Origin of the sequence: Bacteroides sp. OM05-12, from assembly GCF_003438995.1 — a bacterium.
GTDB lineage: Bacteria > Bacteroidota > Bacteroidia > Bacteroidales > Bacteroidaceae > Bacteroides.
The window spans coordinates 58,894-84,093 of sequence record NZ_QSUN01000013.1 but is presented as its reverse complement, the minus strand read 5'-3'; the positions used below and the strand labels follow the sequence as shown (position 1 = coordinate 84,093).

Genomic DNA, 25,200 nt, shown 5'->3' with positions numbered 1-25,200 from the left:
ATATGAAATCCAAAATTATATATCTGCTTCTATCAATCTCTACCTTATATATATGCTCTTGCGGAGAAGACCGTTCGGGAGAATACGAAGCACGTATCGCTGAAGATAAATGGATAAAAGAGCAGATGGATAACATATACCTGTGGTACTACGATATGCCGGAAGAAAGTAAGCTGGACTTCTTCAAAGTACCGGAAGATTTCTTTAAAAGCCTGTTATCTACCAAATGTCAGGAAGGCAAAGGTGATAAATATTCTTATCTGGAAACCATTGAAACCAAAAGCCGTAGCATAGATAGCGAATCGACTTACGGATTTGATTTCGTACTGTTCCAACCCTCACAAACTCCTAAACAGATGGTAGCCCGGGTCTTGTTTGTTTTAAAAGACTCTCCTGCAGCAAAAGCCGGAATAAAAAGAGGAAACTGGATATCTGCTGTTAACGGTGAGGTTTTAACAAAAGACAATTACGGTTATCTATATAAAGGAGCAGAAGCTGAATTTTCACTCGCTCAAGTAGATACAATTGATAATACGGCTTTATGGAAAGATACCGCCAACGTCAAGGTATCCGCATCCCAACCAATAGAGAACAATCCGTTTTACCTCGACACTGTTTACCATATCGGAGGAAAAAACATAGCTTACATGATGTACAACGCATTTGCTACCGGACCGACAGATAACCCTTATGACGAAACGTATAATAACCAGATGCGTTCCATCTTTGCCGGATTCAAAGGGGCCAATGTCAATGACTTTATCCTGGATATGCGATATAATCCGGGAGGCTATCTAAGTTGTTCACAAGTACTTGCCAGTCTGCTCGCTCCTGCCGATAAATTAGGGCAACCATATTGCTCTCTTGCTTTCAATGACCTGAACGAAACCAAAGATACAACTTATACATTAAGAGAAGATCTAACAGGTGGGAACAACCTCAACCTTAGCCGGCTTTATGTTATCGTAACAGACCAAACCGCATCGGCCTCAGAAGCCGTTATCAACTGTCTTCGACCTTATATGGAGATAAAGCTCATCGGTACAAAAACCGAAGGTAAGAATGTAGCCTCCCTGCCCATTAAGACAGAAGAATTTCCCGGTATAATTTTGCACCCGATAGTAGCTATCGTCAACAATTCAAAAGGAGAATCCAATTATTTCAAAGGCATGACTCCCGACTATGAATTAAATGAAGCGGATAATGCCAAATTGGTCGATGCACTTCAACCATTGGGAGATACAAACGAATACCTGCTGAAGAATACTTTGACATTGGTCACAACCGGAAGTATTCCCGGACTGGAAACGGAAGAGGAAGAAAAGAATGAAACAAAAGCTATCTTAAACCGTCAACTGAAATCGCAACTCAAATATATCGGTAACTCGATGGACAGGAAAAAAGGAAAAAGAAACGGGATGCTGCTCACACCCCGCTAAACCCGTTATCGTCTATTAAAGAAGTTCTTAAAGAATAAGATCTGATAGTCAATGGAGTTCTTCCAATACTCACCGGTATGAGCACCCGGACGCACAATAAAGTCGTGATCGATCTTATATTCCAATAGCTTTTCATGGAACTTATTATTTACCTCAAAGAAGAAGTCCTTATAACCGCAATCGACAATAATAGCCAAGTCCCCATTCTTTAAATGGTCTATTTGGTTTATTACCGTATGATTCTCCCATACTTCACGGTTATCAGCTTCTTTACCCAACTGCATCGACATCTCCCAATTATTCGGGAACGGACGAATATCAACACCTCCACTGGTACTTCCCGCCGCACCGAACATATCCTTATGGCGGAAAGAAATCCACATCGCACCATGCCCTCCCATACTAAGTCCCGCTATGGCACGTGCTTTACGATCGGCAACCGTCGGATAATTCTTATCAATGTAATCTATCAACTCTTTGGACACGAATGTTTCATAACGGTATTGAGGATTCTTCGGACTATCCCAATACCAACTATTCTTACCGTCAGGACAAACAAAGATAATCCCGTCACGGTCTGCTATCCTAGGCAATTCCGGTTTAAGCTCTATCCATGACTTTGCATTGCCACCATACCCATGTAATAGATAAATGACCGGATAATTTCCTTTCTTCTCAGGAGTCACCACCACTACCTGCACGTCCTTATTCATTGAAAGGCTTTTTACCATAACCGTATCCACCCTTCCCGCCTTTGCAATGACGGCACACAATAACATAAAGCCTAAAAGAAGGCTCTTTCTCGTCAACAAATAATGTTTTGCATTCATATTTACAGATTTTAAATTATAACTATCTATCCCGCACAAAGATACGAATAGTTATTACGTACACAAATCTCTTTGAGTGAACAAATTTATCTGTTTAAACATTAAATAAGGAGATAATTATTATTACTTTTGCCTCAATAAAACATTTGACAATGAATAAATTACTGTATATCTGTTTTCTATGCTGTCTTCTCCTAAGCATACCGACTACCGGTCATGCACAAACAAAACACCTGATTAAAGGAAATATAATCGATAAAAACAAAAGAGAACCGCTGCCCTATGCCACTGTACTGATTTATGGCACAGGCATGGGAGCTATAACGGATTCCGTAGGTAATTTCCGAATTGAAAACGTTCCTCCCGGAATTTACCGTCTGCAAATATCCACCTTAGGATATAAGACTCTTATCACACCGGAATACATTTTATCGACGAAAGATTTGAATATCAATGCAGAGATGGAGGAAAGTGCAACGGAACTGAAAGAAGTCAGTGTTACCGCCTCTACTTTCCGCCGACTGCCGGAAACACCTGTGGGGCTGCGCATCATCGGTTTGCAAGAGATTGAAAAGAGTCCGGGAGCCAACCGTGACATTTCCCGCATCGTACAGTCTTATCCCGGAGTAGCCTTTTCCCCTATCGGATACCGTAACGACTTGATAGTGCGCGGAGGAGGTCCGTCGGAGAACCGTTTCTATCTGGATGGAGTAGAGATTCCCATCGTTAATCATTTCAGTACGGAAGGAGCATCGGGAGGTCCGGTCGGTATTATCGATGCCGACCTCATTCGTGAAGTAAACTTCTATACCGGTGCTTTTCCTGCCGGAAAAGGCAATGCTCTCAGTTCCGTGCTCGACTTTAAGTTACGTGACGGCGACATGGAGAAAAATACCTTGAAAGCCACGCTGGGTTACTCCAATGTATCCCTTGCCTCCAACGGGCATATCGGTAAAAAAACATCTTATCTGGTTTCCATCCGGCAGTCTTATCTGCAATTTTTGTTTAAAGTATTGGGACTCCCGTTCCTACCTACTTTCACCGATGCACAGTTCAAGATAAAGACCCGTTTCTCCCCTCACCATGAGCTCACTATTCTAGGTCTGGGAGGCATAGACAATATGCGCCTCAACACGGACGAGAAAGGGGAAGACGCCGAATACATTTTGAGTTATCTACCCAAGATACAACAAAATATGTTCACGGTAGGCGGTGTATATAAGCATTATGCAGGAGCACACGTTCAGACGGCAGTATTGAGCCACAGCTACTTAAACAATAAGAATACCAAATACACCAACAATGACGAAAGTAATCCGGACAATCTCTCTCTACGCCTGCGCTCCGTAGAGCAAGAGACAAAGCTACGCTTTGAAAACGCCTCCACTTTCGGCCTATGGAAACTGAATGCAGGTGTCAATCTGGACTATGCACAATATCAAAACACCTCTTACCAAAAGGTTTATATCGAACAAGAATATATATTCGAATATCATACGCGCCTGAACATGATGAAGTGGGGATTCTTCGGTACAATTACCTATGAGAGCCCTGAAGAGCGTTTCACCGCTTCTCTCGGAGTACGGAGTGACGCTAACAATTATTCATCACAAATGAACAGGCTCTACAAGCAGCTATCCCCGCGCCTCTCACTCTCTTACCGGGTATTTAACAATATCTATCTTAGCGGTAGCGTAGGGCGATATTATCAACTTCCACCATACACATCACTCGGATTTAAAGAATCAGGTAAACTTATCAATAAAGACCTGAAGTATATGGACGTAGACCAAAGCAGTCTGGGCATATCTTACCGTTTAGGTGAAAAGTTTCAGGCATCAGTGGAAGGCTTTTACAAGAAATATCACCACGTACCTTTCTCTGTGGCAGACAGCATCCCGCTTGTATGCAAGGGAAACGATTATGGAGTTATCGGTAATGAACTGCTGTCATCCATTGCCGAAGGACGTTCTTATGGATTGGAGATTCTTTTAAAATGGCTCGTTGCGGGTAAATTCAACATGGCTTCTTCCTTCACGCTGTTTAAAAGCGAATACCGTAATGGGAAAGACAACCGGTACATAGCTTCCGCATGGGATAACCGTTTCATCTTCAACCTGAGCGGGACTTATAACTTCCCTCATAACTGGAGCTTCGGAGCGAAAGTGAGTTGCATAGGCGGAGCACCCTATACTCCTTATGACACGGATAAATCCTCTCTTGTCACGGCATGGAATGCTCAGGGGCGTCCTTATTATGATTACAGCAGATACAATTCGGAACGCCTTCCCGCTTTCGCCCAACTCGACATCCGCATAGACAAGACCTTTTATATCAAGAAATATATGCTGGGATTCTATATCGACTTGCAAAACATAACGAACAGCAAACTCAAACAACAGGACATCCTTATGAGTACCGGACAAATAGACCCGGGCAACCCAAACCGGTATATCATGAAACACATCGAGCAAAAAAGCGGAACGATATTACCTACATTGGGCATTACGTTCGAGATATAATGTTTTTTTAGAAAATTAATATTAAGAGATAAGACAAATTCTTGTAGAAGAGAAATTTATCCGGTAAATTCGGCTCAATTAATTCAAACACTTCAAAATGGAATTTGTCATTATTCTACTCCTTCTAGTGCTAAACGGAGTCTTCGCTATGTATGAAATCGCCTTGGTTTCTTCTAATAAAGCACGTCTTGAAACATTTGTCAGTAAAGGTAATAAATCAGCCAAAGGTGTACTGAAACAGTTGGAAGAACCAGAAAAGTTTCTTTCCACCATCCAGATCGGCATCACATTAATCGGTATCGTATCCGGTGCCTTCGGAGGCGTTGCCATAGCAGAAAGCCTGCGTCCGTATTTCGAACAGATACCGGTAATAGGCGTATATGCCAAAGACATATCCATGATAACGGTAGTAGCCGTCATCACCTACCTGTCTTTAATCGTAGGTGAATTGGTTCCCAAGTCCATCGCATTGAGCAATCCGGAAAAGTACGCCACCATGTTCAGTCCGTTCATGATTGTACTGACCAAAATATCCTACCCGTTTGTCTGCCTGTTAAGCCTGTCCACCAAGCTGGTAAACAAACTTATCGGTCTAAAAGGAGGTGAAGAGCGCAGTATGACGCAGGAAGAATTAAAAATGATCCTGAACCAAAGTTCACGCGAAGGAATACTGGATAAGGAAGAAAGCGATATGCTGAATGATGTATTCCGCTTCTCGGACAAGCATGCCAACGACCTGATGACGCATCGCACGGATGTAGTGGCACTTTATCTTAATAATACTGAAAAAGAAGTATTATCCACCATCGCGGAAAAACATTTCAGCAAATATTTGTTATTAGACAAGTCCATTGATAATGTGGTAGGAGTAATATCTGTTAAAGATATTATCCTGATGATAGGCAACCAAGCACCGTTCGATTTGAAGAGTATTGCCCAACCGGCGCTTTTCATTCCTGAAAGTTTATATGCCAAAAAGGTTTTGGAACTGTTTAAGAAGAACAAAAATAAGTTTGGCGTTGTTGTAAACGAGTATGGCGGAACAGAAGGTATCATCACCCTGCATGATCTTACCGAAAGTGTATTCGGAGACATACTGGAAGAGAATGAGACGGAGGAGGAAGAAGTCGTTCAACGTCAAGACGGTTCTTTTTTAGTGGAAGGGTCGATGAACATAGATGATTTCATGGAAAGAATGGGAATCATGTTCTTTGATGATCTGAAACAGGAAGACTTCTCCACAGTAGGCGGCATGGCGATGTTTTTCATCGGTAATATCCCCAAGGCGGGAGATACATTCGAATACCGTAACCTAAAGTTTGAAATCATGGATATGGACAATGGAAGGGTCGACAAACTGCTGGTTATAAAAGAAAAGGAAGAATAGGTATTAACCGTTTCAATAATATATAAACTAAACTTTAGCAATGAAAATGAAAAAACTATTATTTGTTTTAGCAATTGCGGCATTCGCCGTATCCTGCCAGTCTAACAAAAAGAATCAGGCAGAGATGACTTCCGAAAGCATGGAAGACAGTGTGTTTATGATAAACGATTCCACTATCGGCGAACTGCAAACCTATACGTATGAAGGATTGCTGCCTTGCGCAGATTGCGAAGGGATCAATTATCAGTTGGTATTACAAACCATTTCTCCCGACAGTGTGGGTACTTACGTAGTCAATGCCACTTATATCGGTGCAGACAACGGCAAGGACAAAACGTTTACCGAAAAAGGAAAAACAAATGTCATGAAAGGTACGCCTTCCAATCCGAATGCGGTCATCATCCAGTTAGTAGGCGAAGATGGTGAAACTACCAACTTCATAGCCGAAGGCGACAGTGTGCTCACGATGGTAGGCAAAGATTTCAAAAAAGCAGCATCTAAATTGAATTATTCCATCAAGAAGATTGCTGAATAACTTCCCGCCGACGGGATTCAATCTTAATACAATTCCAAGGGAAGTTTAAAGAGATGTGGTTGGTATTAATTTCAAACGTTCTATAACGTCAGAATTACCGAGAAGGGCAATTATTGATAATGAAAATCAATAAAATCTTTCTCATAGTATTGATACCTTGTAACATAAATTACTTTCCCGGTGGCTTCACACCATCGGGAAAGTATAACTAATTTCTATCTTTTTTCATCACCTTCCTTAATATTCTTCATATTATCCAATTCTGCATAAGTATAGTCCTTACTTAGATAAGTCACATCCCTTTGCTTCTCAAACTTTCCACTGTCAGTTATCTTATAATAAGTATCCACGCGCTGGGCTCGGATTTTCTCAAACTTTGGATAGGGATAAACTGGCTTGGAAGACTGTATATTTAAGGAATATACTATCACAGTCATATCATCTAAGACTTCAAATTGTTTGACAAATATGGAATTATGTGCCGCAAAACCTACATCCACAGAAAGATAGTCAATCACATTCCCATACATATCAAAAGTTGCTAAATAAGTATGACTAAAATCGCTTTCTGATATTTCTAATGCTGCTAAATAAGTATAATTTCCATGGGTAATTTCATATCTACGAAATATATCTGCCCCTAGTGGCATAGGTGACATTTCTTTTTCTGTGCATCCTATATCCTTGTAATAATATATAGGAATAGGATATAAAGCTTCAGGATTAAAGAAATATCTAGAAGAACGCATATTGTCCTTTCCTTCAAAATAAGGTAATGATGTTGTTGGTATTAATTTCAAACGTTCTATAACGTCAGGATTATTGGCAAGGGCAATCATTGATAATGAAAATAAATAAAAAATCAATACAATCTTTCTCATAGTACTGATACATTATAATATAAATTACTTTCCCGATGGTGTGAAGCCACCGGGAAAGTATCACTAGCTTCTATCTTTTTTCACCACCTTCCTTAATATTCTTCATATTATCCAATTCTGCATAAGTATAGTCCTTACTTAGATAAGAGACTTCTCTTTGTTTTTGGAATTTCCCACTATCTGTAATTTTATAGTAAATATCTATGCGTTGGGCTCTGACTCTCTCGAATCTTGGATAAGTACGTAAGGAAGGGGTATCTATTTTTAATTGATAAACCACTACGGTCATATCCGTTAGTAACTCCCATTGTTTAACAGCAATAATATTGTCCATTGCAAAGTCAATTCCGGCAGACAGATAGTCAATTACATTTCCATAACTGTCTAGAGTTGCAAGATATGTATGGCAATAATCACTTTCCTGACAGTCCAATGCAACTAAATATGGATAATTCCCATGTGTGATTTCTAATCTTCGGACTAACATCGCACCATTTTGCATTGACGGGGTGAATTCTGTTTTGCATCCAAAATCATCGTACATAACGGGGTGTATTGGTGACAATTGCTCTGAACGGACAAAATAATTGATATGTCTAATTGCACCTTTACCATCCAAATACGGAGTTTGTGTTACAGATACTTTTTTGATTGTTTCTATTGGTATTCCAGCAAAAGCATTTGCTGTCATTATTAACATTACAAAAATAAATATATTTGTTTTCATTTTTTTTGATTGTTTGCATGTTTATAAATTGTTCGGGTTAATTGTTCCGTATTCGTATCCATCGTTAGGGATCGCTTGAGTAACAAAATAAATAAGATTACTTTTTGCTCCTGCTGTATCATCTTTCAGACTGGATTCTGCAGGATTATAATATAATCTGTTTGTTCGTATGTTGCACGCTTTTTTATCATTGTTTACTCCCCGACAGGTTTCCATATAAGTATAATATGTCTGTTTTCTACCCTCATCATAACCTTTTCCTGTTACTACAATATAGCGGTCTGTTGATTGATCGGGATATTGTGTAAAGCCCAGTTGGTAACTGACCCCGACAATAATTGGTCTTCCTGCACTTAGATGCCTGTCGATACAATTAACTACTTCCTCGTAGCAGTATCCGCTTGATGAATAAAATTGATATTTTCCATTTTTTTCCAATAGGGCTTGGTATACTTTATTTATGTTTCCAGCAGGATAATTATACAGTTCCATAATTTTCTGTGCTGTTTGCAAATTGGTGAAGATGCCTCTTAGATAAGGAAAATATTTACTTTTATCTATCAGCTCCATTGTTTTTTGAGGGAAAGGTATTCTGAGAGTGTAATCTTCAACTTTTCTGTCTGTTATTTTTCGATTTTTAATAATTTTATAATTAATATAAATTTCTAATTCAATCTCTGCTACTTCTTCGATCTTTGCACCAACATATTCTCCAATATGGCTATCTACAGGATAATAATTTATTATTTGTTTCTTAGGTGGAATATATAAAATTGTTCTAGAAGAGAAATCAAGGGGGAAAGAGCTTCCTAATTGTATGTTCTGGTTGTTGAAACATTTTAAAAAGAAACCGCTTGCTCCACGAATGTTGCCTTCCCTTGAACTAATTACCCATATACTATCATTATATTGGTTATCCAATATAAATTTGATACATAATCTATTATTATGCATCTCAATGGATGGGGCTAGTTTTAATTGTGAAAATGCGCTTAATGACACATTAATTATTAATAAAAATATAACATAAATTCTTCTCATAATTTTTATTTTTTAAATTCTTTAGTTGCTAGTTTAAATAATTCTTTACTTCTCCATAGCATGTATTCGCATTCCTTGCGATATGTATCAGATATGGGTAGGTCGTTGTTGTTCAATTGGTCTTCATAAGCATTTATTTCGTTTTGATAATAGTCGGGGTGCATTAATATATCAATTGACTCTTGAATGTCTAAGTAGTTCTTAAATTCTTCAGTAGCAAGATAAGGAGGAATAGAACCGCCAAATTCTTCTTCATCTAATATTTTAAGAACAGGATAATACTCTTCAGGAATATTAATTGCAAATTTACCAGTTCTGGATTCGGTTGTTTCTTTATCATGGTTTTTATGATATAATTCATGATTAAAACATGAGATTTGATCTGCCTCACTCAAATAAAAGAAGCGTAAACAGACTTTTATTTCTCCAGTTGGTAATAATTGGGCTCTTGCCATACATATTTGTCCATCGTCGAAAAAAATTATTTTAATCTTACTGGCATCGACTCCAAACTTTTTAAATGCTGCTATTATTTTCCTTACAAATTCTTGTTTCTGTGCGTCCGTTGTAGGAAGATCTGCGGGTAACCCACTGCTTCCTCCACCGCTATTACCATTTTGAATTTGTTCCCACCAACTTGGTATGCCCGGATCTGGTGGAGTCGGATAGTCTGGCTCAGGAAGAGGAAGTGGTATAGGAGTTGGTTGTGGAGGATCCGGTTTTGGTTTCGGATCTGGTATTATTGTAACTTCCGGTATTTCTCCATACATTGCATACATACTACTACATTGCCAGCTCCATTCTTCATTGAATGCTCGTGGCAACAAATTTATAAAAAGAATCAATAAAAATAGGTATCGTTTCATTTAAATTATAATTTTGAATTAAGTTTTATTTTTTTTGCACCGGATATGAAAGACATTTTCCGTCATATTCTACTTTTACTATGTATTGTCCGGATTCGAATGGGGTATTTAACTTATAATAATGCTTTCCTTCTGAAAGTGCTTTTGTTGTTTTGCGATATACGGGAAATCCAGTAAGAGTGTGTATGGAAATGTTAATTTCGGTTGGTGCGACGGTTTCCACACAGATGGTAATCTCTGTTTCAAAAGGATTTGGAAAAACGATCATGGTTTCTGGTTTTTCATTATCTGTTGTAGTCGTGCCATTGCTTAATAACAAATACATTGGTCGTCCATATTCTCCGTATTCAGGAGCAAATAGCCGAATGTTTCCGCTTATGAATTGAGTTTCTCCAATATGATAGGCATTAAGGCGCGCATCATTAAAAGTCCATTTTATCTTGGTGCCATAGCTCTCTCGGACTGTCTTGTCGTAACTTGTATTATTGAATAAAATGCAACTGTCATTTTGTATCCCTTCAATCGGGATGGAAATATCACCATTATTTTCAATCCATTGTCCTGTTATTCGATCGTTATCTATATTTAACTGTACGGAAAGCGGTGTGACATTCAGCAGATATTTTCCGCTCCAATCATAAGTAATTAAACTTCCGTGATAAGTAGTAGATTCTTGACTTGGCAATGGTGCGTGAGTTACGTAAGGTACAGTAAAGAGGTTTTGCGAATTTATAACTTCATTCTCTGTTAATAGGATTGGTATTATCGGATTTTCAGGTTCTTCAGTAATCAATTCCTCTAAAGCACCTATGTGTCCACTCTTTTTACTTTGCAGTAATAAGCTTGTTGCTTTTTCTTGGTTGCGTTTCGTGCCATATCCATTTCTATAACATATACCGGCCATATAGAGGCAACCACGATCTTTTTGTAAGATTCCTTTTTCGAATTCAGCTAATGCGGTAAAATAATCTTGTTTGCATCCCAGACCTTGATATAACAGGTATCCTTTTAGAAAATGCCCCTCAGGATAGTCCATGTCTGCAATCTTACTTGCGTATTCATAACTTTCAGAAAAATAAGGCGGCTTTTTATAAATGAGTGCAAGATTCATTATTGAGTGTGCGTAATTCTTTTTTGCTGCTTTTTTATACCATAATATGGATTTTTCTTTATCTGTCATTGTTCCAATGCCGTTCCAGTAGCAATATGCCACTTGATCCATAGCTTCAGGATATCCGTCCGATGCATAATTTAAATAAGTTTGGAATCCCTCTTTTTGTAATTCTGAAGAATTCATTTTGCGAAGATTTGTATAAGCTTTGTACAATTCGACATGCATAACGGAGTCTTCTTTTGTTGTTTGTGCCTGAAGCATATATGTTCCGGAACAAACAATGAGTATCCAACATATTATATTTTTCATATTTGAATGTATTTAGATTGTTATTTGGAAATATTACCTTGATAGCTCTTTTCTTTTTCTTCAACATCAATGATCTGGTTTACCAATCTTAGGGCGTTCGGACAAAAATTTCGATATAATTCTCCGGCTAGTTCGTCGTATTTGGTGCGATCGTCATACGCATAACGGTCAAAAAGTTTCAGACGTTCCAAGCGATAATCGGTGATTGTGCCAACAACTTCCGTACTATCGTATCCTTCTGTCAGATTTCTATCTTTTAGTATCTTCCATGCTTTTTGTGCATCGGAAAGCGCATAGCTTATGTTTTTGTATCCAAGAAAAATGTCGTATTGCTTTTCGTTCAGTATTTTCTGTAAGTGGGTTCGTTCATGTTTCCAATGATCATAGTTCGGATTTTTGTTAAGGATACTGTCCAGTTGGTACAATTGGACATAAAGAGCATCATTCTGTTCTTGCGTCAGCTCATACTTTTTCTGTGCTGCCAGATATAAGGCTAAATGATAATTGGTTATACGGGATTTGTTTTTTGCAGGAGGCTCCTGTGCCAAACAACCGAAACAGCAACAACCACCTATCAATACCAAGGCAGCGATAAAAAAACTTTTTTTCATGATAATAATAAATTTAAATTAATAATTATGTTACCAGTAAAGGAGAGTCCCGTCACTCTGTACTGTGAAAGGGCGATCTTTACCTTGCGAATATTCAGGGATAAGTAAGTAAACGGTGTTAGACGGTAGACCGGAGAATGAGAGCTCCCTTTCCTTTTCGATTTCTTTTTCTCCGCTTTTAATCCATTCGCCATCCCAATAATACAGAGTGTATTTCTTATTTGCCCTGTAAATGAGATATTGTCCTTTTTCAGGAATCCGTAAATCTATTTTCTTCTGGTGATTTATTTTCAGAAGTAGGGTATTTCCTTTTTTATCCATGAGGACGGGATAATATGCATTTTTTAATTCATCGTCTTGATAAAACATTGGCAGATAAATAGCCCCGCAAGCCATTTTTCTAAAAACAGTTTTATTGTTATTTATCCTTCCATAATATACCGGACGCCATTGCATTCCATTAAATACCGTGATAAAAGCGTACTTTTCTTGTGAAGGAAACAAGTTTAGCGGGATGTCTTTGCAAGGCCAGTATTCAGAAGTAACATCTATATAGTTCTGCAAACGCATATAGGAATTGGGGATTTTTTCTGATGGCAATTGTGCAGCTACAGTTTCTTCTTGTTTAGAATAAGTACAACGTATTACTTTACCCGGTTCACGTTTCAATTTAAATTCCTTGATTTCTTTTTCTCCTGCAGTAAACGATATTCTTCTCCCATTTTTGCTAATAATAGTGTTCCACATGTGTTTTCCTATACTAGTTGCCCATTCCGGAACAAAATCATAACTAGTTGCTACTCCTAATGAACGTAGAATAAAAAGACAATAGTTTGCAAGATCTTCACAGCCGCCTTGTTTCCGGAATAATATTTGAGAAGGCGATAATAGAATATCGAATATGTTTAGATCTATTGCATATGTGCTAAAAAAGGTTTTGTCAAGATAAAGACTTATGGCTGTAGCTAATGTGAGTGGGTTGTTCAATTGTTTGAAATAATGATCGAAATGATTTTCATACTTCTTTCGCCATGTCGGATCCAACTTCTCAGTCATACTGCGGTAAGGTAGTAAATACTCGCAAAAATCGGAAAACGATAAATGGGCGGCAATCGGAGATTTCCATTTTTTGAAAGCTCGTTCTACGTTGTCTATCAGAAGATCAGCTGTTACATTATGGATATCTTCCGTTTTTTGCCGATATGCCGTAGCCGAACTGTAGTTCGTTTTGAAAGCTTTGACAGCCTCTTTATAAGTCGGATATTCCAACTCGTTAAACGGGACTGTTTTTCCATCCGGAGCTTTCCACTCAATATATTCTGAATAATGAATATCCATATTCCGGATGAGAAAGAATATAGCTTCCTGTTTTTGTTTGTCTTTTCTGAAATATTCGATTGCTCTTTCTAATTCTTTTCGGTTTTGTCCCGATTTCCGAAGAACGGATTCAATGTCTGACGGATAGGTAGAAGCAAGTAGGCAGACAGAGATTAGACTGCATAAAGATAAAAAAACGATACGGTGAATTTTCATAATTATTTTATTTAATGTTGTTGCATTTCTTTGATTATTTCATAAGCTTTCAGTTTATATTCTTCCACTTTTTTAGAAGGAATTCTGGGCCTCAATTCAATAATCTCGTATGCCATATCCGCTTGTTTTTTTGTTTGACCGGTTTCTCCATACAGAGACATAAGCAGATATCTTGACTCGAAATTGGATGGCAGAATGTGGGAAGCAGTAAGGAAAGCCCCTTCTGCTTTTGTATATTCTTTTTCCATTCGGTAACATTTACCTAAACGGATATAAATGGACGGAGTTGAAGTATAATTTAAAGCCTGAATATGTATGGGGATAGCTTCGGCATATTCTTCATAATAATATAGTATATGACTATAAGCGTCTAAGAAATAGGGTGAGTTATCCAAAACCGTATAATCATCATTGAGAAGAGTAAGGATATGTTTTTTATCAATCACATTTTTATTAATCTTATCGATATGTGCTTTGGCTTCTGTTTGATAATAGGCGATACGCCCATGGTTAAAGAGGAAAATGGTAAATAAAGTCAGCATGATAGCTTTTGACTTTTTGCCTATAGTTATGAAATAAAGTTTATTTGTATCAATAAAGACGGAGGCTGCATAAAATAGAAATAAATACCAAACGGGGAAAGCATTTACAATAAAATTGAATAATCCCATAATAGCAATGAGCCATAACCCACAGACTGCGATTTTGTCTTTGCAACGGATCGAACTGGTGAGAAGCCAGCAAATAAAAATAAGAAAGAAAAGGAATCCGATTATACCTCCTTCTACAGCTTGTTCCAAATAGTCATTGTATGCCATAAAAACTTGGGATGCCGTAGGTCGAAATAGATTATATTCTTTTTCAAACATTCCATATCCGTAACCTTTGAGAGGATGTTGCCCGACCATCTCTATGCATTGGTTCCATATAGCGAGCCTACTGTCGGAAGACGTTTGTTTATATTGGAAAAGAAAACCTGATACAATGATGAATAAACCGATAAATAATAATACAACTGACAGCTTTTTACATAGCGTCAATCGTTTATAGACATTTTTTAGGTAAAATTCGTAATGGGTGTATAAGTTGAAAAGAATATAAAAGGCAGCACCTATCCAAGCAGTTCGGCAATTTAGGATCAGTAAAGCGAAAAAGCACAGAAGAAGGCTGCCCGTGTAAAGTAACTTATGTTTTTTTATCCGGGTGAAAAGTGGTAATGAGGCTGCAATTTGCATGGCTGATACATTTGGATTACTAAAACTTCCTGTTATCTTAAAATAAGGAGATAGGGATTCTGCAATTCCGACAAACTGAAACAAGCAATAGACTGATTGAAAAAAGGCTATAGTAAGAATTATAGAACTTGTTTTTAAACGCAAAGACGTATCATGCGTAAATAGTAAACAAAAAGCCATATACATCCCCAAACTGCATGTCAAATAAACAGGTATATAATAATCAGCTTGGTTTACCATGAATAAAGTATGCACGCTTATATAAATGCACCATAATAAAACTAAAAATGATAGTTTTCCAGTTGGTATACAAGCAGAATATTTATACACTGCTAATATGCATAATAAAATGCTACACAGTGTGAAAGTGAAATAATTGGAAAGCGGCGGAACTAGCATTAGATGTGTGTTAAATACGCATCCAAAATACTGTAATGCAATAATACCTAAGCAAAAATATGAAAAAGAGTTCTTCATCGTATAAGACATTTCTTAATCAGGTTTAACAAAACGGTTACAAATTACAGCATTTTTATTTCCGGCTTTATTTTAATAGCGTCCAAATCTTTTTTAGTTTTATACAAAATAGATATCCCATTTAGTTGGACATCGCAAAATGTGAAAAAGTGAACATAAATTAGCGATAATTGTAAGGTACTATCCTGTATTTTCTTGTTATGACTCTAAATGATATAATCGAAAATTATTTAAGTTTTTATATCGATTACCAATATTGCCGAATAAACATCCTCTCTTTTGAAAAATAGTCCTATCATTTATCTATTAAAAATAAGGATTATAATCTAATGTAAAATAAAATCTCCAAACTTATACCCATATATCTATATAGATATATGGGTATAAAACACATCGTTATTTGTATTGAAAACAGAATTAAGGTTTTAATCGGTTTCCATCAGGAATACAAAGTTATTAACAAGCTATAGGGATGTCTGATAGGTACTTATCTATTTGGGGAGAGCTTGGATGGCTCAGGGTACTTGACAAACGCTTTTTTATGTCGTATCTTTGTAACAAGCAATCGGAAGTTTATTCCGCTCGGCTTCGGGCGATCTTGCGTTTCACCATGGGGAACCTATCGTTTGAGCCGGGCTAAACGGAAAGATGAGCATGGTCAAACGATAAAACCTTTCGCATTTAAAAGAATAACCTTACGGACAAAACAACTTAATGCTCGTAAATTATCGCTTAATCCTCCGCATCCCTCCTGTTAATGCGGGGTGTATCATTTAAGGGGAAACAAAACAGCAGTGTGTATTTATCTTTAAATCAAAAAAATTATTAAAACGTAAACATTTCATATTGCACCTTGTTTCTACTGCATAATTCCAAAAGGAAAAACAAAGAGATCAATAGAATTTTAACTTAAACGAAAAAGAACATGAAAAAATTAGTTCCTATCTTAATCGCGGTCTTCGCTTTTATGGCTTGTGAAAAAGACCCCGATCTGTCTAAACTGGACAATGAGTATTTGGTGTTTACTAATTACGACAAGCAAGCTGACTTTGCAAGTTTTACTACGTATTACCTGCCTGACAGTGTCATGGTGATCGGTGATAAAGAAAAACCTGAATACTGGACCGGAGATAATGCGAAAGAAATTGTAGGCGCATTCGTTACGAATATGAGCGAAAGAGGCTATACACGGGTAGCGGAGAAAGAGGATGCCGATCTTGGTTTACAAGTAAGCTACATTGCCAGCACGCATTACTTTACCACTTACAACAATGGTTACAACGATCCTTACTGGTGGTGGGGATATCCGGGATACTGGAATTCATACTACTGGGGTAACTGGGGATACTGGTACTATCCTTATCCTGTGACTTACAGCTACAGTACCGGTTCATTACTGACTGACATGATAAACCTGAAAGCTCCCGAAGGCAAGGAAGCCAAACTTCCGGTAATCTGGAACAGCTACATCAGCGGATTGCTTACTTCTTCCAACAAGGTCAACATGACTTATACAGTGAGAGGTATCAATCAGGCATTCGCCCAATCGCCTTATGTAAAAGGAAATGCCAGATAAACAGAGTTGAACTTAATAAAACAGATTAATTATGAAAACTTTAAAATATATATCAGTCAGACTAATGGCAATAGCAGCCATAGCTGTTGCTTTTGCCCTTCCGGCAAATGCACAAATCAACCCCAATACGTTTTACAATATAGACTGGCAATTCAATGCTCCGATGAAGACGCATTTCTCGGACAGAGCCAGCGGATGGGGTATGAACTTCGAAGGCGGTTATTATGTAGCACCGAACTTCGGCTTGGGCTTATTCTTGAATTACCATACGAATAACGAGTATATCCCCCGTGAGACATTCCCTGTAGACGAAACATCCACTGTCACTACCGACCAGCAACACACCATATTCCAGTTGCCTTTCGGTGCCACAGCAAGGTATCGTTTCAGTGACGGCGTGTGCCAGCCTTACATCGGAGTGAAACTGGGTGCCAACTTTACAAAGTTCGCTTCCGACTTTTACATTCTGGAAGTCAGAGACAAGACTTGGGGTTTCTACGCATCTCCCGAAATAGGTATGAACATTTATCCGTTCGCCAACAACTCGTTCGGATTCCATGTAGCACTTTATTACACCTATTCAACGAACAAAGGTTCCGTCATGCACTATGACGTAGACGGTATGAACAATATCGGTTTCCGACTCGGTGTTGCATTCTAATCATATAATTTTCTACTAATTCGAAAAGAGTCTTGCAGGCAAACAGCCTCAAGGCTCTTTTCTGTTTTATAGATTAAGCAATTGGATGGCACGGCTCTTATCCGTCGTTCTTACTATAAATGAAAGGTTATGGTTACTTCCGCCATAAGAAATCATGCGGACAGGAATCCCCTTTAAAGCTCCCAATACATGATCTGCAAAATCAGAACATTGCCACCTCATATTACCTATAATACTAACGATTGACATCCGGTCTTCTACCCTAACCAACGTATATCTGGTTAACTCCCTGATAATAGAGGAAAGTACTTTACTCCTTTCCATAGCCAGCGAGACATCTGTTGCCGAAGTAGACACTAAGCAGACGGACGCTTTATATTTAGCCAGCACATCAAATACTTTGCTCAGAAAAAGTCCGGAACGAAGAACATTAGTCGACTCCAGCTTTAAGAACATGACCGAATCCTTGGATGCAACAGCCTTCACCGACTCCGTATCCGATTGACCGGAAATTAAAATATCAGCATGCTCCGGTGAGTTTATATTAAGCAACCGTACCGGAATCTGTGCGGAGCTGACCGGAGCAAGATCATCGGCAGACGGTATATGTTTCTCATAGAAAGACAACTCCTCTGCTTCATCAAAGCTAAGATTGCGCGTAGCATACCTCACAGCCTTATTGCTGATATCCAATGGATAATCCGACCAAATCTGAAGTTCGTCTGCATTTATAGCTTCAGCAATCAAAGCGGCGGGGTATATCTCCGAATGCCAACAATCTACCTCTCCATAAGCATTCATACAAAGATTATTTTGAGTAATAAACAACTTATTATCCGGATATGCCCGTAACATACCGCCCAACTTTTCTTTCATAAAATCTTTTTCAGGTTCCCGGTTCAAGGTCAGTTGCATAAAATCCGTTGCCGGAAGCATCACATTCGGAACATGATGCTCTCTCAGGTAAAATCCGAACAACGCCGTACTGATCAATGTTCCTTGCGCCACCACTTCTCTTTCCTCTGCCGCCGTGAATCGTCCCCTGATAAATTTCCAGATGGAGTTAAAACGATCCAACATATAATCAATGGCTTCTTTGCGTATCGCTTCATCATCGAGCAGGTTATTCAACAACTCGGTAAAATAGAACTCCAATTTCGTAATAACATCATGTGCTTTCTCCGGTTCTCTGTTAAACAGATGAAAAGAAACCTGTTCCAAATGTTCCTTCACTCCTGCAACCGAAGAAAAGACTACAATCTTAGGTTCATTATCCGATACCAATTTTACTACCTCTTTAATGCTCTTTACCGAGCTTAATGCTTCTCCGTCAAAATTAAGAACTTTCATATTCCGTATATTTTCTATTTATATTCTCTATACCCTTCCATTATAAAAGGCTTTTATCAAAATGAAAAGAAGAATTAAAGCCATCGCCTGCCCTAAGAGCAGTTTCCACGTACTTTTACCACCTTTTTCATTACCTTTCTACTTAAAAAGATCAAATGGCATACCAATCATAAATAGAATTAAAAAAGTAGGTACATCAACAAAAAACAGTATTTTTGCAACATTCTTACTTTATCTACAAGCAGAATGAACAAAATACTTATAATAGACGACGAACAACAAATCCGCCACCTGCTATCCCGTATGATGGAATTGGAAGGATATGAAACCTATCAAGCCGCAGACTGCAAATCGGGAATGAAACAACTGGAGATACAAAGTCCCGAAGTTGTACTATGCGATGTATTCTTGCCCGACGGTAACGGTGTGGAACTAGTCACCGCCATTAAAAAGCAATTTCCTTTAACAGAAGTCATCTTGCTTACTGCCCACGGGAACATTCCGGACGGGGTTCAAGCCATCAAAAACGGAGCGTTCGATTATATCACAAAAGGCGATGACAATAACAAGATTATCCCCCTTATCAGCCGTGCCATGGAAAAAGCGCAGATGAATAAACGGGTGGAACAACTCGAGAAACAAGTAGGAAAGAAATATTCATTCAATTCGATCTTAGGTAATTCCAAAGCTATTAAAGATGCTATATTATTAGCCCAAAAGGTTTCGCAAACCGATGTGCCCGTACTCCTGACCGGAGAAACAGGAACAGGGAAAGAGGTTTTTGCACAAGCCATCCATCAAAACAGTCCGAGAAAGAGCAGAGCATTCGTTGCCGTCAACTGTTCGGCGTTCAGCAAGGAACTGTTGGAAAGCGAAATGTTCGGTCATAAAGCAGGTTCGTTTACAGGGGCAATGAAAGATAAAAAAGGTTTGTTTGAAGAAGCAAACAACGGAACCATCTTCTTAGACGAGATCGGTGAAATGGCCTTCGACCTGCAAGCTAAACTCTTACGTATTCTGGAATCCGGAGAATATATAAAGATAGGTGATACCAAACCGACGAAAGTAAACGTCCGTGTCATCGCCGCTACCAATCGTAACTTGCAACAGGAGATAGCCGACAATCATTTCCGCGAAGACTTATTCTACCGCCTGTCCGTATTTCAAATACACTTGCCTGCTTTACGGGAACACCCGGAAGATATAGAGATAATAGCCAAAGCATTCCTTGAATCCTTCTGTGCCAAACTATCCAAGAGAGTTTCAACTATTGCACCGGATTATTTCGATGCATTGAGAAGACACAGCTGGAAAGGTAATGTACGTGAACTGCGTAATGTCATCGAACGCAGCCTCATCGTCTGCGGAGAAGAAGGATTAACCATTCAGGACTTACCGATTGAGATGCAGAACGAGCATTTCGAAACAACTCCCGGCAAAAGTTGCTCGGATTTTGAACTGTCTGCCATGGAGAAACGTCATATCCAACGGGTATTAGAATACACAAAAGGAAATAAGACGGAGACTGCACGTCTGCTGAAAATAGGGCTGACGACTCTTTATCGGAAGATTGAGGAATACGGCATCAAACTATAAAAAAGCCACATCTGCATCGCGCAGATATGACCCGGGATTAAGAGTATTTATAAGTGAAATCTAATTATTACATCTCTTCTTTATGGATGCGACAAAGATAACGTATGTATGTTTCAATTTGATTTACATTGAGTTACATTACCGTGAAGTTATAAAGAGCTTATCAACCAAACCAAAAGCAATACTCCAACAGCAAAACATAGCATCACCAACTTAGCCCGGAAGAAATAGTTCTTCTCGCCCTGTTCGCGCTCTTTTACCTGCCGGTCTATCTCTTCAAACTCCTCAGCGGAAATATCAGGCAGTGAAGGTATCATATCATAAACATGCCCTGCAAAGCTCATAAGTGCCTCCTTTTTTAAGCTTTCCTCCGTTTTACCACAATCTCATCGAAACGTTTTTGCGAGGGAGTACCGACAATGATTTCTTTAGGCGGGAAATGCTTGTCGAAGTCAGAAGCCACAGATTCGTCGATTTGATAGATAGAATCCTCAACGTACCGTCCTTTCATGCCGGACATCGCACGCTCACTAAGGGGGCAAACCTGAAGCGCATCGGCATACATATCATCCTCCGTGCGAATACCGAATGTTTCGGCAGACAAGAAACCCTGACGGGAATAGTAATCGGGATCACCGCACAACAGTATCGCTGCAAATCCCATCCGACGGGCAATATCCCTTGTATATTCAATCATCCGGACACCGATACCTTTCCGCTGATATTCGGGTAGCACGGAGATTGGACCTAAGCTCAATACTTCATAACTGTTTCCATTGTCTGCCCTGATAACGGACTTCATATAGACAACATTCCCGACTATCTTACCGTCACACACTGCAACAACGTCCAATTCCGGAACGAAAGCAGGACAATCACGCATGATATGAAGTAAATAATGCTCGCTACATGCAGGAGAATAATGGTTCCAAAAGGCTTCTCTCGTCACATTCTCTGTTTCGGAATAGTCTGAAGACTGTTCCCGTCTAAGTTCAATATCCATAAGTGCTAAAATTTGATTGTATTACACATAACTTCGGTCGTAAAGATAGGAAAAATACAACGTGTAAATGTATCTTTGTACCGAAACTATAAACAAATAGAGATGAATATCGAAGAATTCAGGGAATATTGCCTTTCATTCAAAGGGGTAAGCGAAAAAATGCCTTTTCCAAATGTAGCCGACAGGTATAGCCGTGACGTATTATGCTTTTATGTAGCGGACAAGTGGTTCTGCTTCGTAAACATCGAAGTATTTGATTTCTGTTGCATTAAATGCAATCCCGACGAATCACGAGAACTACAAGCCCGCTACACAGGCATCACTGCCGGTTGGCATATGAATAAGAAATATTGGATCAGCGTCTACTTCAACCAAGATGTTTCGGACGATAAGATTCGCGAACTTGTCCGCAAATCCTATGACATCGTTGCTGCCAGCCTTACGAGAAAGGAACGAGAAATGTTGTAACGCCCGAAACAAATCAAATCATTGCTTTTTCCCGTTGGAATCGTAACGTTCAAGTGTATTCCACGACCCGTTCTGACGTTCGGCTACGGATTTCAACTTTCCATTGTCGTAATATTCTTTACGATAGACTTCCATACCATTTTTACACTCACCTTCTTCACGCAACGTTCCACTTTCATAAAAACGCTTGTAAGGTCCCTCTTCTTTATTGGCTTTATAAGTTCGCTCGGATTTCAGATTACCATTACCGTTATAATATTCCCGACGAACACCATCACGCTTTCCATTCAAATAATTGGTAGATGTTTCCGGCTTACCATCAGTAAAGTAACGGATCTCCTCACCCGTTTTCTCATCGGCTTTATAAGTTGTCGAGATGGTAGGCGTTCCGTCACGGCGGTATTCCGTCCATACCCCGTCTTTCTTACCATCTTTATAAGTACCTTTCTTGCGGGGAATCCCATCTTTCCACGTTTCCGAATATATTCCGGTAAGCATCCCATTCTTATAACTGCTACGACGCGTATAGTCACCTACATTACTTATGATTTGCTCCACCCAATTACCATCCGGTTTCCCGTCTTTATAATATGTATCAAGTCGCAGTTCTCCGGTTTCATAGTCATAACGGCGGTCATATCCATCTTGTACACCCATCTTATAAACAGCCTCTGTCTCCAATTTTCCATTTTGGGTATAGGACTTGGAAACACCGTTCAACTTACCTTCCGTAAATGTTGCCTCCTGTTGTAAAGTCTTACCATCACTGTAATACAACTTACGATAACCGTCCAGATTACCATTCTTATAAATACTCTCTTCGGCAAGCGCGTTCCGCTTGAAGTGACGATACAATCCGTCGAACATCCCGTCTTTAAAGTTGGCAAGCAAATATTCCGAGTGATACCCGTCGATGATACGGTGTTCTCCCTGTAGAGGAGTCTTGTCGTCATTCAACTGACGGAATAGTAACCTCCCGTCACCGTAGTTGATGACCGACACTTCGTCTATCTGATACACTTTCTCTTGAGCCGCCATATTCAGGGCAATCACTCCGCACAGGAATGCTAAAAATAATCTCTTCATTTGAACCATATTATAGATTAATAAATATTTTACTATTGCCTGCAAATATAAATAAAGCAATTCACAGTTAAAGGGTAATTCCTAATAAGTTTTTCTATCTCTATCTATTTTTCAAATCATATTTATATATCACCTTCGTCCTCTTCTCCCATTAATTCAGGCTTCAGTGCCTCAGGAGTAACGTCTATACGATACCACTCTCCCTCATATAAACTGACGATCAGCGAGTTATCTCCTATCCACCATAGATCAGGAAGACCAACAGGTAAGTCCAGTATAAAATCGAAAACGGAAGCGAACTCCGTCCCGTTCCAAGAGTAACAGAATAGAGAATAGTTGCGGGTAGTGCGGTCACCACATATCACAGCAATATATCCGGTAGTTTCATGAATAGATATACTTTCAGCTTCCAACTCCAGATAGTCAATATTACTTTCCGGATATTTAGATGCAGGAGTCTTTTCGGGCACAACGAAAAAGTGCACGTCATTGTAGTCTCCATAACTTGAGAAACCCAAATGTAACCCCAGATTCTTATCATATCCATAATAGGCAAAATTCAGATGACCGCTAGTTCCTTCACTAGTAGATTTCCAATCTTCTTCCGTTGAATGCCGCTCCAAAAGTATCTCACCCGCAGTGTTACGGATAATAAGATCGTGTCCGCTATCCAAGCACTCGCGCAAGTTCTTGCTATCGCAACTCTTAGCCAAAAGTTCCCGATATTCTTCTTTCGTCAGTTTCGTTATTTTCACCCCATCCGGCTCATTATCTTCTATCTCTTCCGGTTCGTTAGATGCCATGTTCCCCGTATTATCTTCTCCATCATACATTTCCTCTCCTTTATAATCAAAAAACTGTTCGCTCACCAACTCGCCTTGTCTAAATAGTCGTCTACACGCAATCTTTCCACCAGGATGATAATCTTCAAACGTACCGTCGGGAATAAGATCGGAAGTATATTGCTCCAAAGAACGGAGTTGTCCCTCCTTGTAGTCGCGCAACACGATATGAGTATCGGTTATATCTGTCTGCGTAGAGTCGCAATCAGGTTTATTAAAAGAATGAGTTTCGTATCCCTCGTCTTGCACTATGCGGCGGGATAAGCCTTTCTGGTCTTGCCACACCGAATATTTGTCCACGATACGAGGCGATCCCCAACCTTTACAAAAACATCGCTGGTAAGAATCGTTATCAAAATCCCAAAACTCCGACCATCCGAAAGGTTCTCCATTCCTAAACGGTGTCACGTCGTACTTCCGCCCCCATTTGTCATACGTTGTACGTTTTATCATCTGTCCATCTATGTATTCGTTAATTCTCCATAACGTACCATCCTTCCGATAGACAGTATCTTGCTTTATGTATTCTTGTGCCCCCACTGCAATAAACGGTAGTAAAGATACAAACAAGAACACATTCTTAATGATGTTCCTCATAGTCATAATATGTTTTGCATTCCCTAAAGCACTTCCATTATTTATAATAATGGAAGTGCTTTAGTCGGGTTATTCCATCTTCAAAACCTTTAAACCAACTCTGTATAAAATCCATCTTTTCAGGTATCTTTCTAAATTCATTTAATACGTCCACAAAAATAAGCGAATTAATATAAAGGACTTAATAAAACCTATGCTTTTTATTGAAATTTGTTCGGATAAACATAGACTTCTACATTAGGTATCGGAGTTACCACTTATCAAAACAATAACCAACCCTACCAAAATGAAAAGATATCCCCTCTACTCTCTATATTATTCCAAAACACTATCTCACTGATATACCATCACTTACCATATCCACTCTTATTTATGGCACGCCTTTGGCATACCCTATGGCAATAAACAACAGTATTAATTAAAAATAAGAAGAAGATGATGGAATTTGATGTATTAGGATTTGCCGTTTGCGTCCTTAGCGGGGCAGCTTGCTTTTGGTTCTTTTACAAATGTA

23 protein-coding genes are annotated in these 25,200 nt (G+C 38.9%); 9 read left to right on the top strand and 14 right to left on the bottom strand.

The window, feature by feature from the left end:
* Positions 1-2: 2 nt before the first annotated feature.
* Positions 3-1,439: a S41 family peptidase gene (locus DXB63_RS11355; protein ID WP_122126528.1), complete on the top strand. Its 1,437-nt coding sequence runs from the start codon at positions 3-5 to the stop codon at positions 1,437-1,439.
* A 5-nt stretch (positions 1,440-1,444) separates the two neighbouring features.
* Here the strand turns inward: DXB63_RS11355 and DXB63_RS11350 are convergent, their stop codons facing one another.
* Positions 1,445-2,248, bottom strand: a complete 804-nt coding sequence (locus DXB63_RS11350) for an alpha/beta hydrolase (protein WP_369869606.1) — start codon at positions 2,246-2,248, stop codon at positions 1,445-1,447.
* 173 nt (positions 2,249-2,421) lie between these two features.
* On the opposite strand from DXB63_RS11350, the gene DXB63_RS11345 reads away from it, so the two are divergent.
* From DXB63_RS11345 to DXB63_RS11335, 3 genes are all read left to right on the top strand, one after another.
* Positions 2,422-4,791 carry a TonB-dependent receptor gene (locus DXB63_RS11345; RefSeq protein ID WP_122126526.1) on the top strand — a complete coding sequence of 790 codons (2,370 nt, stop codon included), beginning with the start codon at positions 2,422-2,424 and terminating at the stop codon, positions 4,789-4,791.
* Positions 4,792-4,888: 97 nt separating this feature from the next.
* Positions 4,889-6,178: a hemolysin family protein gene (locus DXB63_RS11340; RefSeq protein ID WP_122126525.1), complete on the top strand. Its 1,290-nt coding sequence runs from the start codon at positions 4,889-4,891 to the stop codon at positions 6,176-6,178.
* Between the two features lie 46 nt (positions 6,179-6,224).
* Positions 6,225-6,713, top strand: coding sequence for a copper resistance protein NlpE (locus tag DXB63_RS11335; RefSeq protein WP_122126548.1), 489 nt, complete (start codon positions 6,225-6,227; stop codon positions 6,711-6,713).
* A 215-nt stretch (positions 6,714-6,928) separates the two neighbouring features.
* Here DXB63_RS11335 and DXB63_RS11330 read toward each other — a convergent pair whose 3' ends face one another.
* From DXB63_RS11330 to DXB63_RS11295, 8 genes are all read right to left on the bottom strand, one after another.
* Entirely contained in the window at positions 6,929-7,594 is a 666-nt protein-coding gene (locus DXB63_RS11330; RefSeq protein WP_122126524.1) for a hypothetical protein, read from the bottom strand.
* 70 nt (positions 7,595-7,664) lie between these two features.
* Positions 7,665-8,321 carry a hypothetical protein gene (locus DXB63_RS11325; protein WP_122126523.1) on the bottom strand — a complete coding sequence of 219 codons (657 nt, stop codon included), beginning with the start codon at positions 8,319-8,321 and terminating at the stop codon, positions 7,665-7,667.
* Between the two features lie 21 nt (positions 8,322-8,342).
* On the bottom strand, positions 8,343-9,362 hold the full coding sequence (locus DXB63_RS11320; protein WP_122348229.1) for a hypothetical protein: 1,020 nt from the start codon (positions 9,360-9,362) through the stop codon (positions 8,343-8,345).
* Between the two features lie 5 nt (positions 9,363-9,367).
* Positions 9,368-10,228, bottom strand: a complete 861-nt coding sequence (locus DXB63_RS18115) for a hypothetical protein (protein WP_178300897.1) — start codon at positions 10,226-10,228, stop codon at positions 9,368-9,370.
* Positions 10,229-10,253: 25 nt separating this feature from the next.
* A complete protein-coding gene (locus DXB63_RS11310; protein WP_122126521.1) occupies positions 10,254-11,651 on the bottom strand; it encodes a tetratricopeptide repeat protein in 1,398 nt (465 codons plus the stop codon).
* Between the two features lie 20 nt (positions 11,652-11,671).
* Positions 11,672-12,262, bottom strand: coding sequence for a hypothetical protein (locus DXB63_RS11305; RefSeq protein WP_122126520.1), 591 nt, complete (start codon positions 12,260-12,262; stop codon positions 11,672-11,674).
* 30 nt (positions 12,263-12,292) lie between these two features.
* A complete protein-coding gene (locus DXB63_RS11300) occupies positions 12,293-13,795 on the bottom strand; it encodes a transglutaminase-like domain-containing protein (protein WP_122126519.1) in 1,503 nt (500 codons plus the stop codon).
* An 11-nt stretch (positions 13,796-13,806) separates the two neighbouring features.
* Entirely contained in the window at positions 13,807-15,030 is a 1,224-nt protein-coding gene (locus DXB63_RS11295; RefSeq protein WP_158563672.1) for an O-antigen ligase family protein, read from the bottom strand.
* 1,402 nt (positions 15,031-16,432) lie between these two features.
* Between DXB63_RS11295 and DXB63_RS11290 the strand changes: the two genes are divergently transcribed.
* Together DXB63_RS11290 and DXB63_RS11285 are read left to right on the top strand one after the other, a co-directional pair.
* The gene (locus DXB63_RS11290; protein WP_122126517.1) at positions 16,433-17,083 is read left to right on the top strand and encodes a DUF4136 domain-containing protein; all 651 of its coding nucleotides are present in this window, start codon (positions 16,433-16,435) and stop codon (positions 17,081-17,083) included.
* Positions 17,084-17,114: 31 nt separating this feature from the next.
* Entirely contained in the window at positions 17,115-17,744 is a 630-nt protein-coding gene (locus DXB63_RS11285; protein ID WP_122126516.1) for an outer membrane beta-barrel protein, read from the top strand.
* 66 nt (positions 17,745-17,810) lie between these two features.
* Here the strand turns inward: DXB63_RS11285 and DXB63_RS11280 are convergent, their stop codons facing one another.
* Positions 17,811-19,094, bottom strand: a complete 1,284-nt coding sequence (locus DXB63_RS11280; RefSeq protein WP_122126515.1) for an aspartate kinase — start codon at positions 19,092-19,094, stop codon at positions 17,811-17,813.
* A 61-nt stretch (positions 19,095-19,155) separates the two neighbouring features.
* Between DXB63_RS11280 and DXB63_RS17805 the strand changes: the two genes are divergently transcribed.
* Both DXB63_RS17805 and DXB63_RS11275 read left to right on the top strand, forming a co-directional pair.
* Positions 19,156-19,344 (top strand): hypothetical protein, encoded by a 189-nt coding sequence (locus DXB63_RS17805; RefSeq protein WP_147332286.1) that lies wholly within the window; start codon positions 19,156-19,158, stop codon positions 19,342-19,344.
* Entirely contained in the window at positions 19,341-20,690 is a 1,350-nt protein-coding gene (locus DXB63_RS11275; RefSeq protein WP_122126514.1) for a sigma-54 dependent transcriptional regulator, read from the top strand. The genes DXB63_RS17805 and DXB63_RS11275 overlap by 4 nt, the downstream gene beginning before the upstream one ends.
* Positions 20,691-20,839: 149 nt before the next feature.
* On the opposite strand, the gene DXB63_RS11270 is transcribed toward DXB63_RS11275, so the two are convergent.
* Both DXB63_RS11270 and DXB63_RS11265 read right to left on the bottom strand, forming a co-directional pair.
* Positions 20,840-21,034, bottom strand: coding sequence for a hypothetical protein (locus tag DXB63_RS11270; RefSeq protein ID WP_122126513.1), 195 nt, complete (start codon positions 21,032-21,034; stop codon positions 20,840-20,842).
* Between the two features lie 14 nt (positions 21,035-21,048).
* Complete coding sequence (locus DXB63_RS11265) at positions 21,049-21,693, bottom strand: GNAT family N-acetyltransferase (RefSeq protein ID WP_122126512.1); 645 nt, start codon at positions 21,691-21,693, stop codon at positions 21,049-21,051.
* Between the two features lie 102 nt (positions 21,694-21,795).
* Here DXB63_RS11265 and DXB63_RS11260 point away from each other — a divergent pair, with 102 nt between their 5' ends.
* Positions 21,796-22,161, top strand: a complete 366-nt coding sequence (locus tag DXB63_RS11260; protein WP_122126511.1) for an MmcQ/YjbR family DNA-binding protein — start codon at positions 21,796-21,798, stop codon at positions 22,159-22,161.
* 18 nt (positions 22,162-22,179) lie between these two features.
* Here the strand turns inward: DXB63_RS11260 and DXB63_RS11255 are convergent, their stop codons facing one another.
* Together DXB63_RS11255 and DXB63_RS11250 are read right to left on the bottom strand one after the other, a co-directional pair.
* Positions 22,180-23,247, bottom strand: coding sequence for a toxin-antitoxin system YwqK family antitoxin (locus DXB63_RS11255; protein WP_122126547.1), 1,068 nt, complete (start codon positions 23,245-23,247; stop codon positions 22,180-22,182).
* 122 nt (positions 23,248-23,369) lie between these two features.
* Positions 23,370-24,686: a hypothetical protein gene (locus DXB63_RS11250; protein WP_122126510.1), complete on the bottom strand. Its 1,317-nt coding sequence runs from the start codon at positions 24,684-24,686 to the stop codon at positions 23,370-23,372.
* Positions 24,687-25,200 lie beyond the last annotated feature (514 nt).